This is a genomic window from Streptomyces sp. NPDC088812, assembly GCF_044750285.1.
In the GTDB taxonomy this organism is placed as follows: domain Bacteria; phylum Actinomycetota; class Actinomycetes; order Streptomycetales; family Streptomycetaceae; genus Streptomyces.
This window is the reverse complement of the sequence record NZ_JBIVJP010000001.1, coordinates 472,308-487,279: the sequence shown is the minus strand read 5'-3', so window position 1 is coordinate 487,279 and position 14,972 is coordinate 472,308. Positions and strand designations below refer to the sequence as shown.

Below are 14,972 nucleotides of genomic sequence, written 5' to 3'. Positions count from 1 at the left end.
CATTCATTCAGGAAGGCCGCTCATGGTCACCTCACACTGGACCCCAGCCGACATCCCGGATCTCAAGGGCCGGACCGCACTGATCACCGGCGCCAACAGCGGCATCGGCTACCGCACCGCCCAGGTGCTGGCGGAGCACGGTGCCCGCGTCCTGCTGGCGGGCCGGCGCCCTGAATCCCTGGCGGATGCCGCCCGCCGCCTGCGCGCGGACGTGCCCGGTGCCCGCCTGGAGACAGTGGAACTCGACCTCGGCGACCTTGCCGCGATCCGTGAGGCGGCCGCCCCGCTCGCCGCGGGCGAGACCCTCGACCTCCTCGTCAACAACGCCGGCGTGATGGACATCCCGGAGCGACGACTGACCCGCGATGGACTGGAACTCACGGTGGGCACCAACCACCTCGGCCATTTCGCGCTGACAGCGCACCTGATGCCGGCCCTTGAGCGCTCCGCGGCTGCCCGCGTCGTCACGGTCAGCGCCGTCGCCGCCGCCTGGCGCTCCGGTGATCTCGCAGATCTGATGAGCGAGCACGGCTACCGCCCGATGAGCGCGTACGCGAAGTCCAAGCGGGCCAACGTCGTCTTCACCCAGGAACTCGCCCGCCGCCTTGTCGGCAGTGCGCACCGCGCTGTAGTCGTCCACCCGGGCTCGGCCGTCACCAACCTGCAGCGCCACACCTCCACCAGCCGAATGGGGCGCCTGCTCGTGGCCCTCGCCTCCCGCACACTGATGGGCTCCCCCGACGGCGCAGCCTGGCCGTCCCTGTATGCCGCGACCCACCCCGAGGTCGTCGGCGGGGCCTACCTCGGCCCGGCCGGACGCGACCAGACCTCCGGCACGCCCAAGCCGGTCCGGCTGCCCGCCGGGGCTGACGACCCCGACCTGGGAGCCTGGCTGTGGCGCGAGAGCGAACGGCTGGCCGGCGTCACCTTTCCGGTCCTGCAGACCTGACCTTGCCGTGAAAGGAAAAAGGTCCATGACCAGCTCTGACGGATTCGTCCCGAACCCCGGAACCGCTCCTGAATGACAGCCTGTTCATGGCCGCCCGCAGGCAGGCAGCGGGCTACCACGCAGACCTCGACGTCTGGTTTGACGGCGGCTACGGCTTCAACAACCAGACTGGCCAACCGACGCGCTGTCGGCAGGACAGGGCACCGGCCGGACGCACACCGGCAGTACACCTGTGAACGGCCGTGACGCGACCGCCGACGCGGCCGGAAACCACCCCGCCGCCCACGAGGGCGGTCCGTGCCGTGGCGCACCGCGCCTTGGCCGTGCGCACAACCCGCTCCCCTCATGTTTCGTCCGAGCCGACAAGGGCCGCCGTACCGTGCGCGGCCTAGGTTCCGGGGCACACCCTGTCCCGTTCAGTTCGGAGAACGCCTTCGATGTCCGTCGGCCCCCGGCCCCCGCGCCCCTCCCCCTCGGTCTCCCCCGCCGGCTCCGCCGTGCTGCTGGGCCAGGTGCTGCCCGCCCTGTCCGGGCCCCTGGCCGATCTGCTCGCCGCGCCGCACGGCCTGGACCGGGTGGTGGCCGGGGTGGTCATCGCCGAACCGGACGGCGAGCCGGAGCCGGAGCACCGGGACTGCCTGGTGCTGCTCATCGGGGCGCGCGGCCGGGCGGCGCTGGGGCCGTTGATCGCGGCGGCCCGGTCGGGGCCACCGCCGTCGCCGTACGGGCCGGGACGGACGCGGACGCGGTGGAGGCGCTGCGGCAGGCGGCCGCCGAGTCGGGGACCGCGCTCCTGGGGGTGCGGGACGACGTGCGGTGGGAGCGGGTCGACTCGGTGGCGCGGACCGTCGTGGACAGCGTGCGGCAGGCGCCGGGCCTGGGGCGGGCGTAGGCGCACGGGGACCTGTTCTCGCTGGTGCAGACCCTGGCTGCGCTGACCGGCGGCGCGGTCTCGGTGGAGGATCCGGCGCACCGGGTCCTGGCCTACTCCCGCTCCGACGGCCAGGTCGACGAGGTGCGGCGGCTGTCCATCCTCGGGCAGTCCTGTCCGCCGTCGTACCTGGAAGTGCTCCACGAGGCCGGGGTCTACCAGCGGCTGCGCACCGAGGAGGTCGTGGAGGTGGGGGCCCGGCCCGATCTGGGGACACGGCGGCGGCTCGCGGCCGGCATCACGGCGGGCGGGCGCCTGCTGGGCACGATCTGGGTGCAGGAGGCCGGCGCACCGCTCACCGAGGGGGCGTTGCAGGCGCTGCGCGGCGCGGCCCGGCTGGCCGCGCCGATGCTGATCCGGCAGCCGGGCGGCGCGGGCTCCGACGGCGGGGTGCGCCAGGAACTGGCGGCGGGGCTGCTGGCGGGCCGGCTGCTGGCCACGTCGCTCGCCGGGCACCTGGGCATCGCGGCCCGCACCTGCGCCACGGCCATCGCGGTCGAGCTGAACGAGCCCGCCGGTGACGGCGGCCCCGAGGCGGAGCTGCGCCGGACCCGTGCGGTGGACACGATCGCGCTGCACGCGGCCGCACACCGGCGCACGGCGGTGGCGACCCGGCTGGACGGCCGTCTGTACGTGCTGGTGCCGGACGCGGCGCCGCACCCGGCGGACGCTCCCGCCCCGGCCGGCCGGGCCACTCCGGCGGGCTGGACGACCGACCTCGTCACGACGCTGCGCCGGCATCTGGGCACCCCGGTGCAGGCGGCGGTGTCCCCGCCGAGGCGGCTGGCCGACGCCCCGGCCGCCCGCGCCGAGGCGGACCGCATCCTGGACGTCGTCGCGCACGACCCGGGCCGCGAGGTGGCGACGTACCAGGACGCCCGTACCCGGCCCTGATGATCAGTCAACTCATTTCAATGGCAACCGACTTGCCACCTGACGCGGGTGCTACCGCCCGTTGTCCTGCCGGACAATCGGCGGCCCCGGAAATCTGCCGCCAGGACAAGCGGCGGGGCGTCGCCGCGGATCTAGGTTTCAGCCACTGCGCGAAGCCCAGCCCGCCCCGCCGTACGGCGGCCCGTCTCGGCTGCGGCATGCGGATCCGTCCGGGGAGGAACCTGTGCACCACGTCCGTACGTCCCACACCACCAGCACCACCCGAAGGGCCGGGCGCCGTCGTCCGGTCGCCGTCGCCGCGTCCGTCCTGGCCTCGGCGCTCCTGCTCGCCGCCTGCGGCTCCCGTGACGAGGGGACCGGGGGCGGCGCGTCCGGCGACGGCACCACGACCGTCACCATCGGGTTCGACGCGCCGCTGTCGAAGGACCTCGCAGCCGTCGGCCTGGGCATGAAGAACTCGGCGGAGCTGGCGGTGAAGAAGGCCAATCAGGACAAGACCGTGCCCGGTGTCACGTTCGAGCTGGTCGCCAAGGACGACCAGGCGACGCCGAACATCGGCCAGCAGAACGCGGCGGCGTTCGTCGCCGACGAGAGCGTGATCGGCGTGGTGGGCGCCTACAACTCCTCCGTCTCCGCGGCCATGGTGTCCACCCTGCGCGACGCGGGGATGGCGCAGATCTCCGGCGCCAACACGGCCGCGGCGCTCACCCAGGGCGCCGACTACGAGACGGCCCCCCGGCGCGAGTACGACAACTACTTCCGCACCATCAGCACCGACGCGGTCGCCGCCCCGGTGATGGCGGAGTACTTCTTCGACGACCTGAAGGTCGAGAAGCTGGCGACGGTCGACGACAAGAAGACCTACGGCGTCGGCATCGTGGACAGCTTCACCGACGCGTACGAGAAGCTCGGCGGCAAGGTCGTCGTCCACCAGTCGCTCAACCCCGACGAGTCCGACTACGCCGCGGTCGTCAACAGCGTCAAGTCCTCGGGCGCGCAGGGCGTGTTCTACGGGGGCGAGTACCCGCAGGCCGGCTCGCTGAAGAAGCAGCTGGTCGCGGCCGGCTTCGACGGCCCGCTGGGCGGCGGCGACGCGGTGAAGGACGACGAGCTGGTGTCGATCGCCGGCGCCGCGGCCGCGAACGGCACCTACGCGCACTCCGACGGGGCCCCGATCGACAAGCTGGACTCGGCGAAGGACTTCATCTCCGCTTACGAGGCGGCCGGTTACGAGCAGCCCTACGGCGTCTTCGGCGCCTACGTGTACGACGCCACCACCGCGCTCGTCCAGGCCGTGAAGGCCGCGGTGGAGGGGAACGGCGGCAAGGCCGGCAAGGTCACGGAGCTGCGGCCGAAGGTCGTCGACGCCCTCCAGGACGTCACCTTCGACGGCGCCACCCGCAAGGTCGGCTTCGACGAGTACGGCGACAGCGTCAACCAGGTCATCAGCGTCAACGGCGTCCAGGACGGCACGTGGGTCAACGGCATCGACGTCGTCACCGTCAAGGACTGACCTGACCCGAGGACCGGTTCCGCACCCGCCCGGCCGCGCCCCGCGGCGCCCGCCCGATCGACCGGGCCGGAACCGGTCCGCCCTCCCCGGCCGCACCACCGAAGGGCCCGAGGTGACCCTCCCCGACCTCCTCCAGCTGCTGACCGACGGCATCGTCCTCGGCACCATGTACGGCCTGATCGCCGTGGGCTACACGATGGTCTACGGCATCCTCCAGATCATCAACTTCGCGCACGGCGAGATCTTCATGCTCGGCGGTTTCGGCGCCCTCTTCGTCTACGTGTGGGTACCGGCGCTGCACGAGATCCCGCTGTGGGCGGCGCTGCCGGTGATGCTGCTCGCCGGCGTGCTCGTCTCCGTCTCCGCAGCGGTGGCCGCCGAACGGCTCGCCTACCGGCCGCTGCGCACCGCGCCCCGCCTCGCCCCGCTGATCACCGCGATCGGCCTGTCGCTCCTCCTCCAGCAGATCGTGTTCAACTTCTTCACCCGGCCCGGCAGGTCGATGGGCGTCAGCGCCCCCGTGCCCTTCCCCCAACTGCCCGGCGAACCGCTGCACATCGGCTCGGTCAGCGTGTCGTACGCGGCGGTCCTCACGGTCGTGGTGGCCGCGGCGGCGATGGTCGGACTGACCTGGTTCGTCCGGCGGACCCGCACCGGGCGGGCGATGCAGGCGACCGCGCAGGACCCGAAGACGGCGCGGCTGATGGGCATCGACACCGACCGGATCATCGTGATCGCGTTCGCGGTGGGGGCCGCGCTGGCCGCCGTGGCCTGCCTGACCCAGGGCCTCAGGCTCGGCACGGTCTCCTACAACATGGGTTTCATCGCCGGCCTGAAGGGCTTCACCGCCGCGGTGCTGGGCGGCATCGGCAACATCCAGGGCGCGATGCTCGGCGGTGTGGTGCTCGGCGTCGCCGAGTCGCTGGCCTCCGGCGCGCTGCCGCACCTGCCCGCGCTGGACATGTTCGGCGGCTCGGTGTGGAAGGACGTGTGGGCCTTCGTGATCCTGATCCTGGTGCTGCTGGTGCGACCACAGGGCCTGCTCGGCGAACGCGTGGCGGACCGGGCGTGAGGAGCCGACGACGATGAAGACGACGAAGCAGACACCCGCTGTCCCCTTCCGCATCCCCGTCCCCGTCGCCCGGGTGCTGACCGTGCTCGGCGCGGCCCTGACGGTCGTGGCCCCCTTCCTGCCCTGGACCTGGACCTCCGCCTACCCCGGCAACCTGACGCTCACCGGGTGTCCCGGCGGCAGCCAGGTCGTCACCCTGGTGTGCGGGGTGGCCGCCGCGGTGTTCGCGGCCGCCGTCCTGCGGGCGCCCGGCGCCCGGCGGGTGGCGCCGGCCGGCGCGGTGCGGGCGCTGCGCGCCGCCGCCCTGGCCGCGCTCACCGCGACCTGGGTCACCGTGGTCGCCATCGCCGTCACCCTCGGCGGAGCGGTCAACCTGGAACCGGGCGACTGGCTGGCCGGCGTCGGCGTGCTGCTCCTCGCGGCCGGCGCGCACGCCCTGCCCGACGACACCGCCCCGGACCCGCGTCCGGACCGTCCGCTGGCCCGGCCGCTCGAGGTCGCCGTCATCACCGTGGTGTTCCTGGCCGCGATGTCCGTGCTGGCGTACGGCATCACGACCGAGTCGGCACAGGACTTCCTGGCGTTCCTGCCGGCCGCCGGGTTCGGCGCCCGTGCCCTGGCCGCGGCCGGGCTGACCCGCCGGATCACGGCGATGAACGCCCGCAACCGCACCGCCGTCGCGGTGGCCGCGTTCGCCGCCGCGCTGGTCTTCCCCTTCACCCAGACCGGCGAGCAGTACACGGCGATCGCCGACAACATCCTCGTCTTCGCGACCGTCGCGCTCGGTCTGAACATCGTCGTCGGCCTGGTGGGGCTGCTCGACCTGGGGTACGTGGCCTTCCTCGGCACCGGCGCCTACACCGCCGCCCTGGTGTCCGGGTCGACGTTCTCCACGCTCGACGTCGGGCCGTGGCCGTTCTGGGCGACGGCGTTGCTCGGCATGGCCGTCTCGCTGGTGGCGGGCCTGGTCATCGGCGCTCCGACGCTGCGGCTGCACGGCGACTACCTCGCCATCGTCACCCTCGGCTTCGGCGAGATCTTCCGCATCACCGTCAACAACCTCGACGGCACGTCCGGACCGCTGGTCACAGGCGGCCCCAACGGCATCAACTCGGTGCCGAACCTGCGGCTGTTCGGCTTCGACCTGGGTGAGCCGCACACCGTCCTCGGCGTCCAGTTCGGCCGGTTCGCCAACTACTACGTGCTGCTGCTGGCGGTGGTCGCGCTGGTGGTGTTCGTCTACGCGCGGATGGGCGACTCCCGGATCGGGCGGGCCTGGATCGCGTTGCGCGAGGACGAGAAGGCCGCCACCGCGATGGGCATCGAGGGCTTCCGGTACAAGCTGCTCGCCTTCGGTCTCGGCGCCTCGCTGGCCGGACTGGCCGGCACGGTGATGGCACACCTGCAGACCAACGCCGTGCCGGACAACTACAAGTTCGCCGACACCGCCCCGCCCAACTCGGCCTTCCTGCTGGCCGCGGTGGTCCTCGGCGGCATGGGCACGGTCTCCGGTCCGCTGGTCGGCGCGGCCCTGCTCTATCTGATCCCGGCGAAGTTCGAGTTCTTCAGCAAGTACCAGATGATGCTGTTCGGCCTGGCGCTGGTCCTCATGATGCGGTTCCGGCCCGAGGGGCTGGTCCCCGACCGCAGGCACCAGCTGGAGTTCCACCACGAACAGGCGGCGCGCGCCGAGGCGCGGTCGGCCGCAGCGGAGGCGAACGCCGTATGACCGCCACACCCGTACCCGTCCTGGAAGCCCGCGGGGTCACCATGCGGTTCGGCGGCCTGACCGCCGTCGACGGCGTGGGACTGACCGTCGGGCCGAACGAGATCGTCGGCCTGATCGGCCCCAACGGCGCCGGCAAGACCACCTTCTTCAACTGTCTGACCGGCCTGTACGTCCCCACCGAGGGCGAGGTGCGGCTCGACGGCGCCGTCCTGCCGCCGAGGCCGGCCAGGGTGACCCGGGCCGGGGTGGCCCGTACCTTCCAGAACATCCGGCTGTTCGCGAACATGTCGGCGCTGGAGAACGTGATCGTCGGCCGCCACACCCGCACCCGGGCCGGTGTCCTGGCCGCCCTCGGCCGGGGCCCGCGCTACCGGCGTGAGGAGCGGGAGTCCCGCGAACGCGCCCGGGAGCTGCTGGAGTTCGTCGGCCTGCCCGACGAGGCCCCGCTGCTCGCCCGCAACCTGCCCTACGGCGCCCAGCGGCGGCTGGAGATCGCCCGGGCGCTGGCCAGCGAACCGAAGCTGCTGCTGCTGGACGAGCCCACGGCGGGCATGAACCCCCGGGAGACCCGGGAGACCGAGGCGCTGGTGCGCGCCGTCCGGGACCTGGGCATCGCGGTCCTGGTCATCGAGCACGACATGCGCTTCATCATGAACCTGTGCGACCGGGTGGCGGTCCTCGTGCAGGGCGCCAAGCTCACCGAGGGCGCCCCCGCGGACGTACAGGCCGACGCACGGGTCGTGGAGGCCTATCTCGGCGCGCCCGACAACGCCGACCCCGTCGGCACCGACCGGGAGAGGACCGTATGAGCGCCCTGCTGGAAGTGGAGGACCTGCGGGTCGCCTACGGGAAGGTGGAGGCCGTCAAGGGCGTCTCCTTCACCGTGGAGGAGGGCCAGGTGGTGACGCTGATCGGCGTCAACGGCGCCGGGAAGACCACCACGTTGCACACCCTCAGCGGGCTGCTGACGCCCTCGGCGGGGCGGGTGCGGTTCGCCGGTCGGGACCTGACCGGCATGCCCGCGCACCGCGTCGTGGCGCTCGGGCTGGCGCACTCCCCCGAGGGGCGGCACATCTTCCCCCGGCTGACGGTGGGGGAGAACCTGCTGCTCGGCGCCTACCTGCGCAAGAACGACCCCGCCGTCGCGGACGACCTGGAGCGGGTCCACACCCTCTTCGAGCGGCTGCGCGAGCGCCGGGACCAGCCGGCGGGCACGCTCTCGGGCGGTGAGCAGCAGATGCTCGCCATGGGGCGGGCGCTGATGTGCCGGCCGCGCTTGCTGATGCTCGACGAGCCGTCGATGGGCCTGTCCCCGCTGATGATGAAGAAGATCATGGCCACGGTCGCGGAGCTGAAGGCGGCCGGGACGACGATCCTCCTCGTCGAGCAGAACGCCCGGGCCGCCCTCGCCCTCGCCGACCAGGGCCATGTCATGGAGACCGGCCGGATCGTCCTGTCGGGCACCGGTGCGGACCTGCTGCACGACGACAGCGTGCGCAGGGCGTACCTGGGCGAGGACTGATCCGCCGTCGGCGAGGGACGGGGTCGCGGCCCTCCGGCCCGGTGAGCACCTCCGGCCGGCCCGGCCGGCCCAGGTCGCGCCGGGTCGGGCCAGGAGAGCGGTCGGGAACCGTGGTGGGAGGCGGCGCGTCAGACACGATCATGAGGGAAGAGAGCAAGGGATGTGCCGCCGTCCTGCTGGCGGCGCTGGGCGCCGCGGTCGCGGTGCTGGCCTGGGCGCCGAAGGCGCGGGTCAACATCGACGGCGGGTTCGAGGACATGCACCGTGATCTGAGCGTCCTCTACGTCGACCTCCCCCTGATCGCCCTGGGCGGGGCCCTGCTGCCGCTCGTCACCTGGCTACTGACCCTGCGGTGGTGCGAGCGCCCGTGGGCGGCGGCCGTGGCCGGCGTCGCGGTGCTCGCCCTGGGCGTGTGGGGGCTGACCAGCTGGTGGACGCCCTACGAGAAGCCGGAGGCCGTGTACTGACCACGGCGCGCCGGCCGGGCCCGCCGTCCCGGGCGCCGTCGCGGGGCGCCCGGGACGTACGACGGGACCGGGCCGCCGGGTGGTCGCCGGTCAGCCGAGACCGAGGACCGCGATCGCCTCCTCGGCCATGCGCTTCTCCCCGAACGCGTTGGGGTGGACGGGAACGACGCTGGTGCCGAAGAGCAGGGGTTCGATCCACCGGGTGCCGGCGGCGGCGCAGGCGTCGTGGCCGTCGGAGGACCGGGCGAAGTCCACGTAGACGGCGCCCGCCTCCTCGGCGGCCCGCTGGACGACCGCGTTGAGGTGGTCCTGGAGGGCGCGCAGATAAGGCACGTCGCCGGAGGCGACCGGCAGCTTGGCGAAGCACGAGGGGGCGGCGGTGGCCGGCATGATCCACGGATAGCCCAGGACCGCGACGCGCGCGTTCGGCGCCTTGGCGCGCACGCTTGCGAGGGCGGCCTTGAGCGCGGGATAGGTGTTCGTGTCGATCTGGTCGTCGAAGGTCGTGCCGTTGGCGTCCTCGCAGGGGCTGCCCTTGCCCCCGCTGAGGACGCCCGCGGTGGCGCAGGCCGTCACGGCGTTGATGAAGGTGCCGTTGTCGTTGCCCCCGATCGTCAGCGTCACCAGGTCGGTGCCCGCGTCGAGGGCGTTCACCTGGGGGGCGACACCCGGGTACTGGGCCTGGGTGAAGTGCTTGGTCTCGGCGGCGCCGCAGGTCACGTCCTTGAGGTGGGCGCCCGTTCTGGAGGCGATGACGTGGGGGTAGTTCACCGTGGAGCGCAGACAGAGCAGGTTGGAGGTGTCGATGGGGAGGACACCGGAACCGGCGCTGTAGCTGTCGCCGAGGGCGACGTAGTCCAGGGGCGTGGCGGCTTGCGCCTGGGCGCCGGTGAGGGTGAGGGCCAGCGCGCCGGCGGCAGCTGCTGACGCGATCATGACATGACGGGGAGCGTGCTTCGGCATGTGCTCTCGATTCTCGGGAGTGCGGACGCTGGGCGGGCGGGCACACGGCCGGCCATGGGGACGCCTGCGGGCGTACTGGTCACGAGGTTCGGCGGCTCGGAGCGGAGGAGGGTGCCGACGGCCGCGCGTGCGCGGGAGCCCACGCGTGCGCGGCCGTGAGAGGAATGCGGGAAGGGCGTGACGTACGTGAAGTGCCTGTAGTCCCTGTAGTGCCTGTAGTGCCTGTAGTGCCTGATGGTCGGTTACCGCATGGTTCTACCGATAAGTAATGTGCAGTCACCAGGCAGTGGAGTCAACATGGCTGACCGAAGTGCTCCTACCGGGCGCGAGACCGTCCGCTCGCGTCAGAGCCGGGTGCCGAAGGCCTGGGTCCACCACGGGCCACCGCCGTCCTCGTGGATGCCCACGCCTATCTCCTCGAAGGCGCAGTTGAGGATGTTCGCGCGGTGGCCCTCGCTGTTCATCCAGGAGGTCATCACCGCTTCGGCGGTCTGCTGGCCCATGGCTATGTTCTCCCCGTACGTGGCCCATCGGTAGCCCGCGGCCGTGATCCGCTCGCCGGGACCGTCCCCGTCGGGGTTGGTGTGGTCGAAGAAGTCGCGGGCGGCCATGTCGTCGGAGTGGCCCTGGGCGGCCGCGCGCAGCTTGGAGTTCTCGCTGACGGGGTCGCAACCGGCGGCCGCTCGTTCCTCGTTGACCAGGGCGATCACCTGGGCCGCGGTGCCGGTGGCGGCCGTCTCGGCCTCCGGTGTGCTCGACGCCGGCCGCTGCGTCGTCGTCGCTTCCTTCGCAGCCGTCGTACGAGTGGAGGGGCGAGGACTCGGGGAGGCACTCGCGCTCCGCGACGCCGATGCCGACGGCGACGACGTCGGGGACGCGGACGCGGATGGGGACGGGGAAGCGGACGCGGAGCTCTCCCGGGCGGTGTCGGGGGTCGGCCGTCCCGTGACCCGGGAATCGTCGGCGACCTGGGCCGCGGTCGTTCCCCCGGCCCCGGATTCCGGCCGTGTGACGACGTGGTACAGGCCGCCGCCGGCCACGCACACCACCACGACGGCCGCGCCGATCACGCGCCGTCTGGTGCGCCGCCGACGGCGGGCCGCACCGCGGGACGGACCCTGCCGGCCCGGGCCGCGGTGGCCACCCAGCCGCACCGCCTCGTCGGCGCCGTCCGCACCGCCGGCCCCGGACTCGTCGTCGGCACCGGACCTGTCGTCGGCGCCGGACCCGTCGTCCCCGAGCCGGGACGCCGAAGCCGTCGCGGCGAGCGCGACGGAACCGGAGCCGGAGCCGAACCTCGCCAGCAGCGCGGGCGAGACCGCCACCAGCGCCAAGCCGGCCAGCAACCCCTCCGCGGGCATCAAGCCGTTCCACAGACCGGAGCAGCGGACACAGCCCCGAGCGTGCCGGGCCGTCCGCTTGCGCCACAGCGAGGAGGGAACTCCGTCCCAGTCGGCGAGCACGCCGCGCAGTTCCTCGCACGGCGGCTGCGCGTCGAGTGCCCGCACCACCACGCGTGCCGCCTCCAACTGGGCCTTCATCCGCTGCACGCGGACCGCCGTGTGCTGCGGGGACAGCCCCAGGGCCGCGGCGACCTCCGTCCGGCTCAGCTCGCCCGCGCACTCCAGCCACCACAGGGACAGCAGCCCCCGGTCGTCGGGCTCCAGCCAGCGCGTCGCCCTCGCGGTCTCCTGGCGCTGGCCCGACAACTGGAGCTGCACCATGGTCAGGTCCACGAAGTCCGCGCCCGGATCGGCGACGTCGAAGGCCTGCTCGACGGGGCCCGGGGCGGACTGCCGGTCCCGCCAGTACACCCGGACCTGGTTCATGGTGATGGCCACCAGCCAGGACCGGAAGCTGGCCGGGTCGCGGAGGTCGTGCAGTGAGCCGAGGGCCCGCAGCAAGGTGTCCTGCACCACGTCGTCGACGTCCACCGACCCGTTCAGGGCCCGGCCCACGACGTTGTAGACCAGCGGCAGATGGATCCCGACCAGGGCGTCCTGGGCCTGTGTGTCACCCGCTCGGGCGGCGGTCACCAGTGCCGCCGTCCCCACCTCGTGCCGTGTACTCATTGCAGCTTCCCTGTCGTCGACGCCGAACGGTGCTGTCCGTCACAGGGGGAGATCCCGAAGGAAGCCCTGGATAACAGTTATTCGGAAAATCGTGCGAGGAGAGGGTCGCCGTACCGGACCGGTCACCGCAATGGGAGCGGTCACATTCGTCGGGTCGGGAGTGAAAAGCGGGGGGCGACACAGGAGTTACGGTCCGTCGGAAGCCGTCACGACGGACCGGAGACGCCGGGCCGGCCGCCGCCGAACCGGTCACCAAGCCGGTCACCGAACCGGTCACCAAGCCAGTCACCGAGCCGGTCACCGAGCCGGCTGTGGAGCCGCCCATGCGAGCCGCCCTCCGCGTCGTCGCGCGGGAGGGCGGCATCCTGTCGGTGCGGCCGGGCGCCCGGCCGCACCGGGGTTCAGGCCTCGGCCAGCAGCGGGTCGTAATCGGTCGAGCGCCGCCGGCCGGACATGAAGGAGAGGAAGTCCTGGACGAACGCGCCCCGCGCGTACGTGCCGTCGGCGTCGGTCATCTCGCGCCGGAACGCGGTACGGAACAGGGCGCGGTACTCGTCGGCGTCGATGGACAGGTTGCCGTCCGCGTCCGTCACGTCGAAGAGGACCTCGGCGACCCTGATCAGGGCGGGACCGGCGAGGGACGGAACGGCGGCCGCGTACTCGTGGCGGCTGACGCGGCCGTCGCCGTCGCCGTCGAGTGCCGCCTGGAGCTCCCGCCACCAGTCGGCGTACGCGTCGTAGAGCCTGGTCTCCTCCGGTTCGTCCAGGTCGAGGCGGCCGGAGATCTCGCGGGCCATGGCCGCCAGGTCGGGCCAGTCCAGGTAGCCGTCCCCGGTCTGGTCGAGCACCTCGTCGAAGAACTCCTCGGCGGTGCGCCGCGCGGGTCCGCCGTCCTCGGCCGGATCGGCCGGATCGGCGGGATCGGCCGGATCGGCGGGATCGGCCGGATCGGCCGGATCGGCGGGATCGGCGGGATCGGTGAGGGGCGTGATCAGCCTGAGCAGGGCGCCGGCCCGTTTCATCCGCTCGCCCAGGGCCGCCAGGGTCCTGGCCCGGGGATCGTCGCTGTCGGGCGAGAGCGAGAGCAGGTCGGACACGGCTCGGACCTGGAGCCAGCCGTCGGGGAGGAAGCGCGCCAGGCCGACCGTCAGGTAGGCGCCCTGGGTGAGGGTCCGGGCGCCGGGGATCTCGGGCAGCCCCGCCCGGCGGCGGAAGGACTCCGGGAGGGACGCCACGGTGATGGCGCCGATCACGGGGCCGGCGAGCGCACGGCCGGCCGCCCAGAGCGTGGGCAGGTTGCCCAGCAGGGGCGGCGCCGGGAGGTGGTCGAAGAGCCGGTAGAGGATGATGCGCAGGGCCTCCGTGTTCTCCAGCTCCTCCTCGACGACCCGGTCGTAGTACGGCCAGAACTCGCGTACGGTGGCGGGCAGTCGGCCGGGATCGTCGCCGAGGGCCGCGTGGAACGCCCGGAACTCGGTGTAGAGCCGTTCCATGGTGGCCTGTTCGAGGGGCTGCCCGCTCAACCGGCACATGGTGACGGTGCTTTCGAAGAGCGTGGCCACCACCCAGGCGCGGGCCCCGGGGTCCAGGGCGTCGTAGGGCCGGTTCTGCTCGTCGACGCCGTTCAGCCGGGCGTGCAGCCGGTTGAGCCGTGCCGCCTCCCGCTGCCGGACGTCCTCCTCGGCGCCGAACATGCGCTGGAGGCTGAGCAGGGTGTTGCGCAACCGCCGCCACGGATGCGTCACGAACGTCGAACTGTCCATCAGGGCCGCGCCGACCTGCGGGTGGGCGGCCTCCAGCACCGTCGCCCGGACCACCGCCAGCGCCCAGCGCGGGTCGTCGAAGAACTCGTGGAACTGCGAGCCCGGGCCGAACAGCGGTAAACCGGCGCCGCGGGAGCCCTCGTCGTGGGACTCATTGCTGTGGGACTCATTGCTGTGGGACTCACTGCGGGGGGACTCGCTGCGGGGGGTGGCGTCGTCGTCGGGGTCGCCGGTCGTCGTGCGGTCGGTCATGGCCTCTCCGTTCACGGTCGGGGTTCCTGGTTCACCTGCGGCGCCACGCCGCCGAAACGGCGCCGTCGCCGCTGGTAGGTCCGCAGACACTCCAGGAAGTCCGTCGCCCGGAAGTCGGGCCAGAGGACCTCCGGGAAGATCCATTCGGCGTAGGCGACGTGCCACAGCATGAAGTTGGAGATGCGCTGTTCACCGGAGGTCCGGATGACGAGGTCGACGTCCGGTGTGTCGGGGAGGGGGAGGTGGGCGGCGAAGCTGTCCTCGGTCACGTCGTCGGCCGGCACGCCGCGCCGGATGAGCGCGCGTGCCGCCTCGACGATGTCACCGCGTCCGCCGTGATCGAACGCGACGGTCAGGGTCATCCCCCGGTTCCCGCCGGTCAGGGTCGCCAGGTCCGCGAAGTCCCGGGTCAGCGGCGCCGGGATACGGGGGTCGGCGACGCCCAGGAAGCGGCAGCGGATTCCCCGCGCGTGCAGCAGCGGAGCGTGTTTGCGCACCACGCGGCGCACCAGCCGCATCAGGTAGTCGACCTCGTGGCCGGGGCGGCGCCAGTTCTCGGTGGAGAAGGCGTACAAGGTCAGCCACTCCACGCCGGCCGCGCGCGCCGCCTCGATGACGTCGATCACCGTCCTCTCCGCCGCGCGGTGGCCCGACGTCCGGGGCAGGGATCGCTGTGCCGCCCAGCGGCCGTTGCCGTCCATCACGCAGGCGACGTGCCGCGGGGCCTTCGCCCGCCCGCCCCGGCCTTCGCCGTCCCCGCCCTCGCCGTCCGCGCCAGGGCGGGGACCGGGGACCGCCCGGCCGGCCGGAGCGCCGCCGGCCCGTTCGTCAGTCACACGTGCTCC

The 14,972-nt window shown here is 72.9% G+C and carries 13 protein-coding genes; 9 read left to right on the top strand and 4 right to left on the bottom strand.

Going from position 1 to position 14,972, the window contains the following annotated elements; genetic code table 11:
- Positions 1 to 22: 22 nt before the first annotated feature.
- The 9 genes from ACIP67_RS02115 to ACIP67_RS02075 all read left to right on the top strand — a co-directional run bounded on the left by ACIP67_RS02115 (position 23) and on the right by ACIP67_RS02075 (position 9,077).
- The gene (locus tag ACIP67_RS02115) at positions 23 to 949 is read left to right on the top strand and encodes an oxidoreductase (protein WP_401685974.1); all 927 of its coding nucleotides are present in this window, start codon (positions 23 to 25) and stop codon (positions 947 to 949) included.
- Between the two features lie 748 nt (positions 950 to 1,697).
- On the top strand, positions 1,698 to 1,841 hold the full coding sequence (locus ACIP67_RS02110; protein ID WP_401685971.1) for a hypothetical protein: 144 nt from the start codon (positions 1,698 to 1,700) through the stop codon (positions 1,839 to 1,841).
- A 24-nt stretch (positions 1,842 to 1,865) separates the two neighbouring features.
- On the top strand, positions 1,866 to 2,774 hold the full coding sequence (locus ACIP67_RS02105) for a hypothetical protein (RefSeq protein ID WP_401685968.1): 909 nt from the start codon (positions 1,866 to 1,868) through the stop codon (positions 2,772 to 2,774).
- A 223-nt stretch (positions 2,775 to 2,997) separates the two neighbouring features.
- Positions 2,998 to 4,287, top strand: a complete 1,290-nt coding sequence (locus ACIP67_RS02100; RefSeq protein WP_401685965.1) for a branched-chain amino acid ABC transporter substrate-binding protein — start codon at positions 2,998 to 3,000, stop codon at positions 4,285 to 4,287.
- Positions 4,288 to 4,399: 112 nt separating this feature from the next.
- Positions 4,400 to 5,359: a branched-chain amino acid ABC transporter permease gene (locus ACIP67_RS02095; protein ID WP_401685962.1), complete on the top strand. Its 960-nt coding sequence runs from the start codon at positions 4,400 to 4,402 to the stop codon at positions 5,357 to 5,359.
- Positions 5,360 to 5,372: 13 nt separating this feature from the next.
- Positions 5,373 to 7,088, top strand: a complete 1,716-nt coding sequence (locus ACIP67_RS02090; RefSeq protein WP_401685959.1) for a branched-chain amino acid ABC transporter permease — start codon at positions 5,373 to 5,375, stop codon at positions 7,086 to 7,088.
- Positions 7,085 to 7,897, top strand: coding sequence for an ABC transporter ATP-binding protein (locus ACIP67_RS02085; RefSeq protein WP_401685956.1), 813 nt, complete (start codon positions 7,085 to 7,087; stop codon positions 7,895 to 7,897). The genes ACIP67_RS02090 and ACIP67_RS02085 overlap by 4 nt, the downstream gene beginning before the upstream one ends.
- Positions 7,894 to 8,610: an ABC transporter ATP-binding protein gene (locus ACIP67_RS02080; RefSeq protein WP_401685953.1), complete on the top strand. Its 717-nt coding sequence runs from the start codon at positions 7,894 to 7,896 to the stop codon at positions 8,608 to 8,610. The genes ACIP67_RS02085 and ACIP67_RS02080 overlap by 4 nt, the downstream gene beginning before the upstream one ends.
- Positions 8,611 to 8,750: 140 nt before the next feature.
- Entirely contained in the window at positions 8,751 to 9,077 is a 327-nt protein-coding gene (locus ACIP67_RS02075) for a hypothetical protein (protein WP_401685950.1), read from the top strand.
- Positions 9,078 to 9,167: 90 nt separating this feature from the next.
- Here ACIP67_RS02075 and ACIP67_RS02070 read toward each other — a convergent pair whose 3' ends face one another.
- The 4 genes from ACIP67_RS02070 to uppS form a co-directional block, all read right to left on the bottom strand.
- Positions 9,168 to 10,040 (bottom strand): SGNH/GDSL hydrolase family protein, encoded by an 873-nt coding sequence (locus tag ACIP67_RS02070; protein WP_401685947.1) that lies wholly within the window; start codon positions 10,038 to 10,040, stop codon positions 9,168 to 9,170.
- A gap of 344 nt (positions 10,041 to 10,384) precedes the next feature.
- Positions 10,385 to 12,112, bottom strand: coding sequence for a sigma-70 family RNA polymerase sigma factor (locus tag ACIP67_RS02065; RefSeq protein ID WP_401685945.1), 1,728 nt, complete (start codon positions 12,110 to 12,112; stop codon positions 10,385 to 10,387).
- A gap of 401 nt (positions 12,113 to 12,513) precedes the next feature.
- The gene (locus ACIP67_RS02060; RefSeq protein WP_401685942.1) at positions 12,514 to 14,127 is read right to left on the bottom strand and encodes an oxygenase MpaB family protein; all 1,614 of its coding nucleotides are present in this window, start codon (positions 14,125 to 14,127) and stop codon (positions 12,514 to 12,516) included.
- Positions 14,128 to 14,138: 11 nt separating this feature from the next.
- The gene (gene uppS, locus ACIP67_RS02055) at positions 14,139 to 14,963 is read right to left on the bottom strand and encodes a polyprenyl diphosphate synthase (protein WP_401685939.1); all 825 of its coding nucleotides are present in this window, start codon (positions 14,961 to 14,963) and stop codon (positions 14,139 to 14,141) included.
- Positions 14,964 to 14,972: the final 9 nt, after the last annotated feature.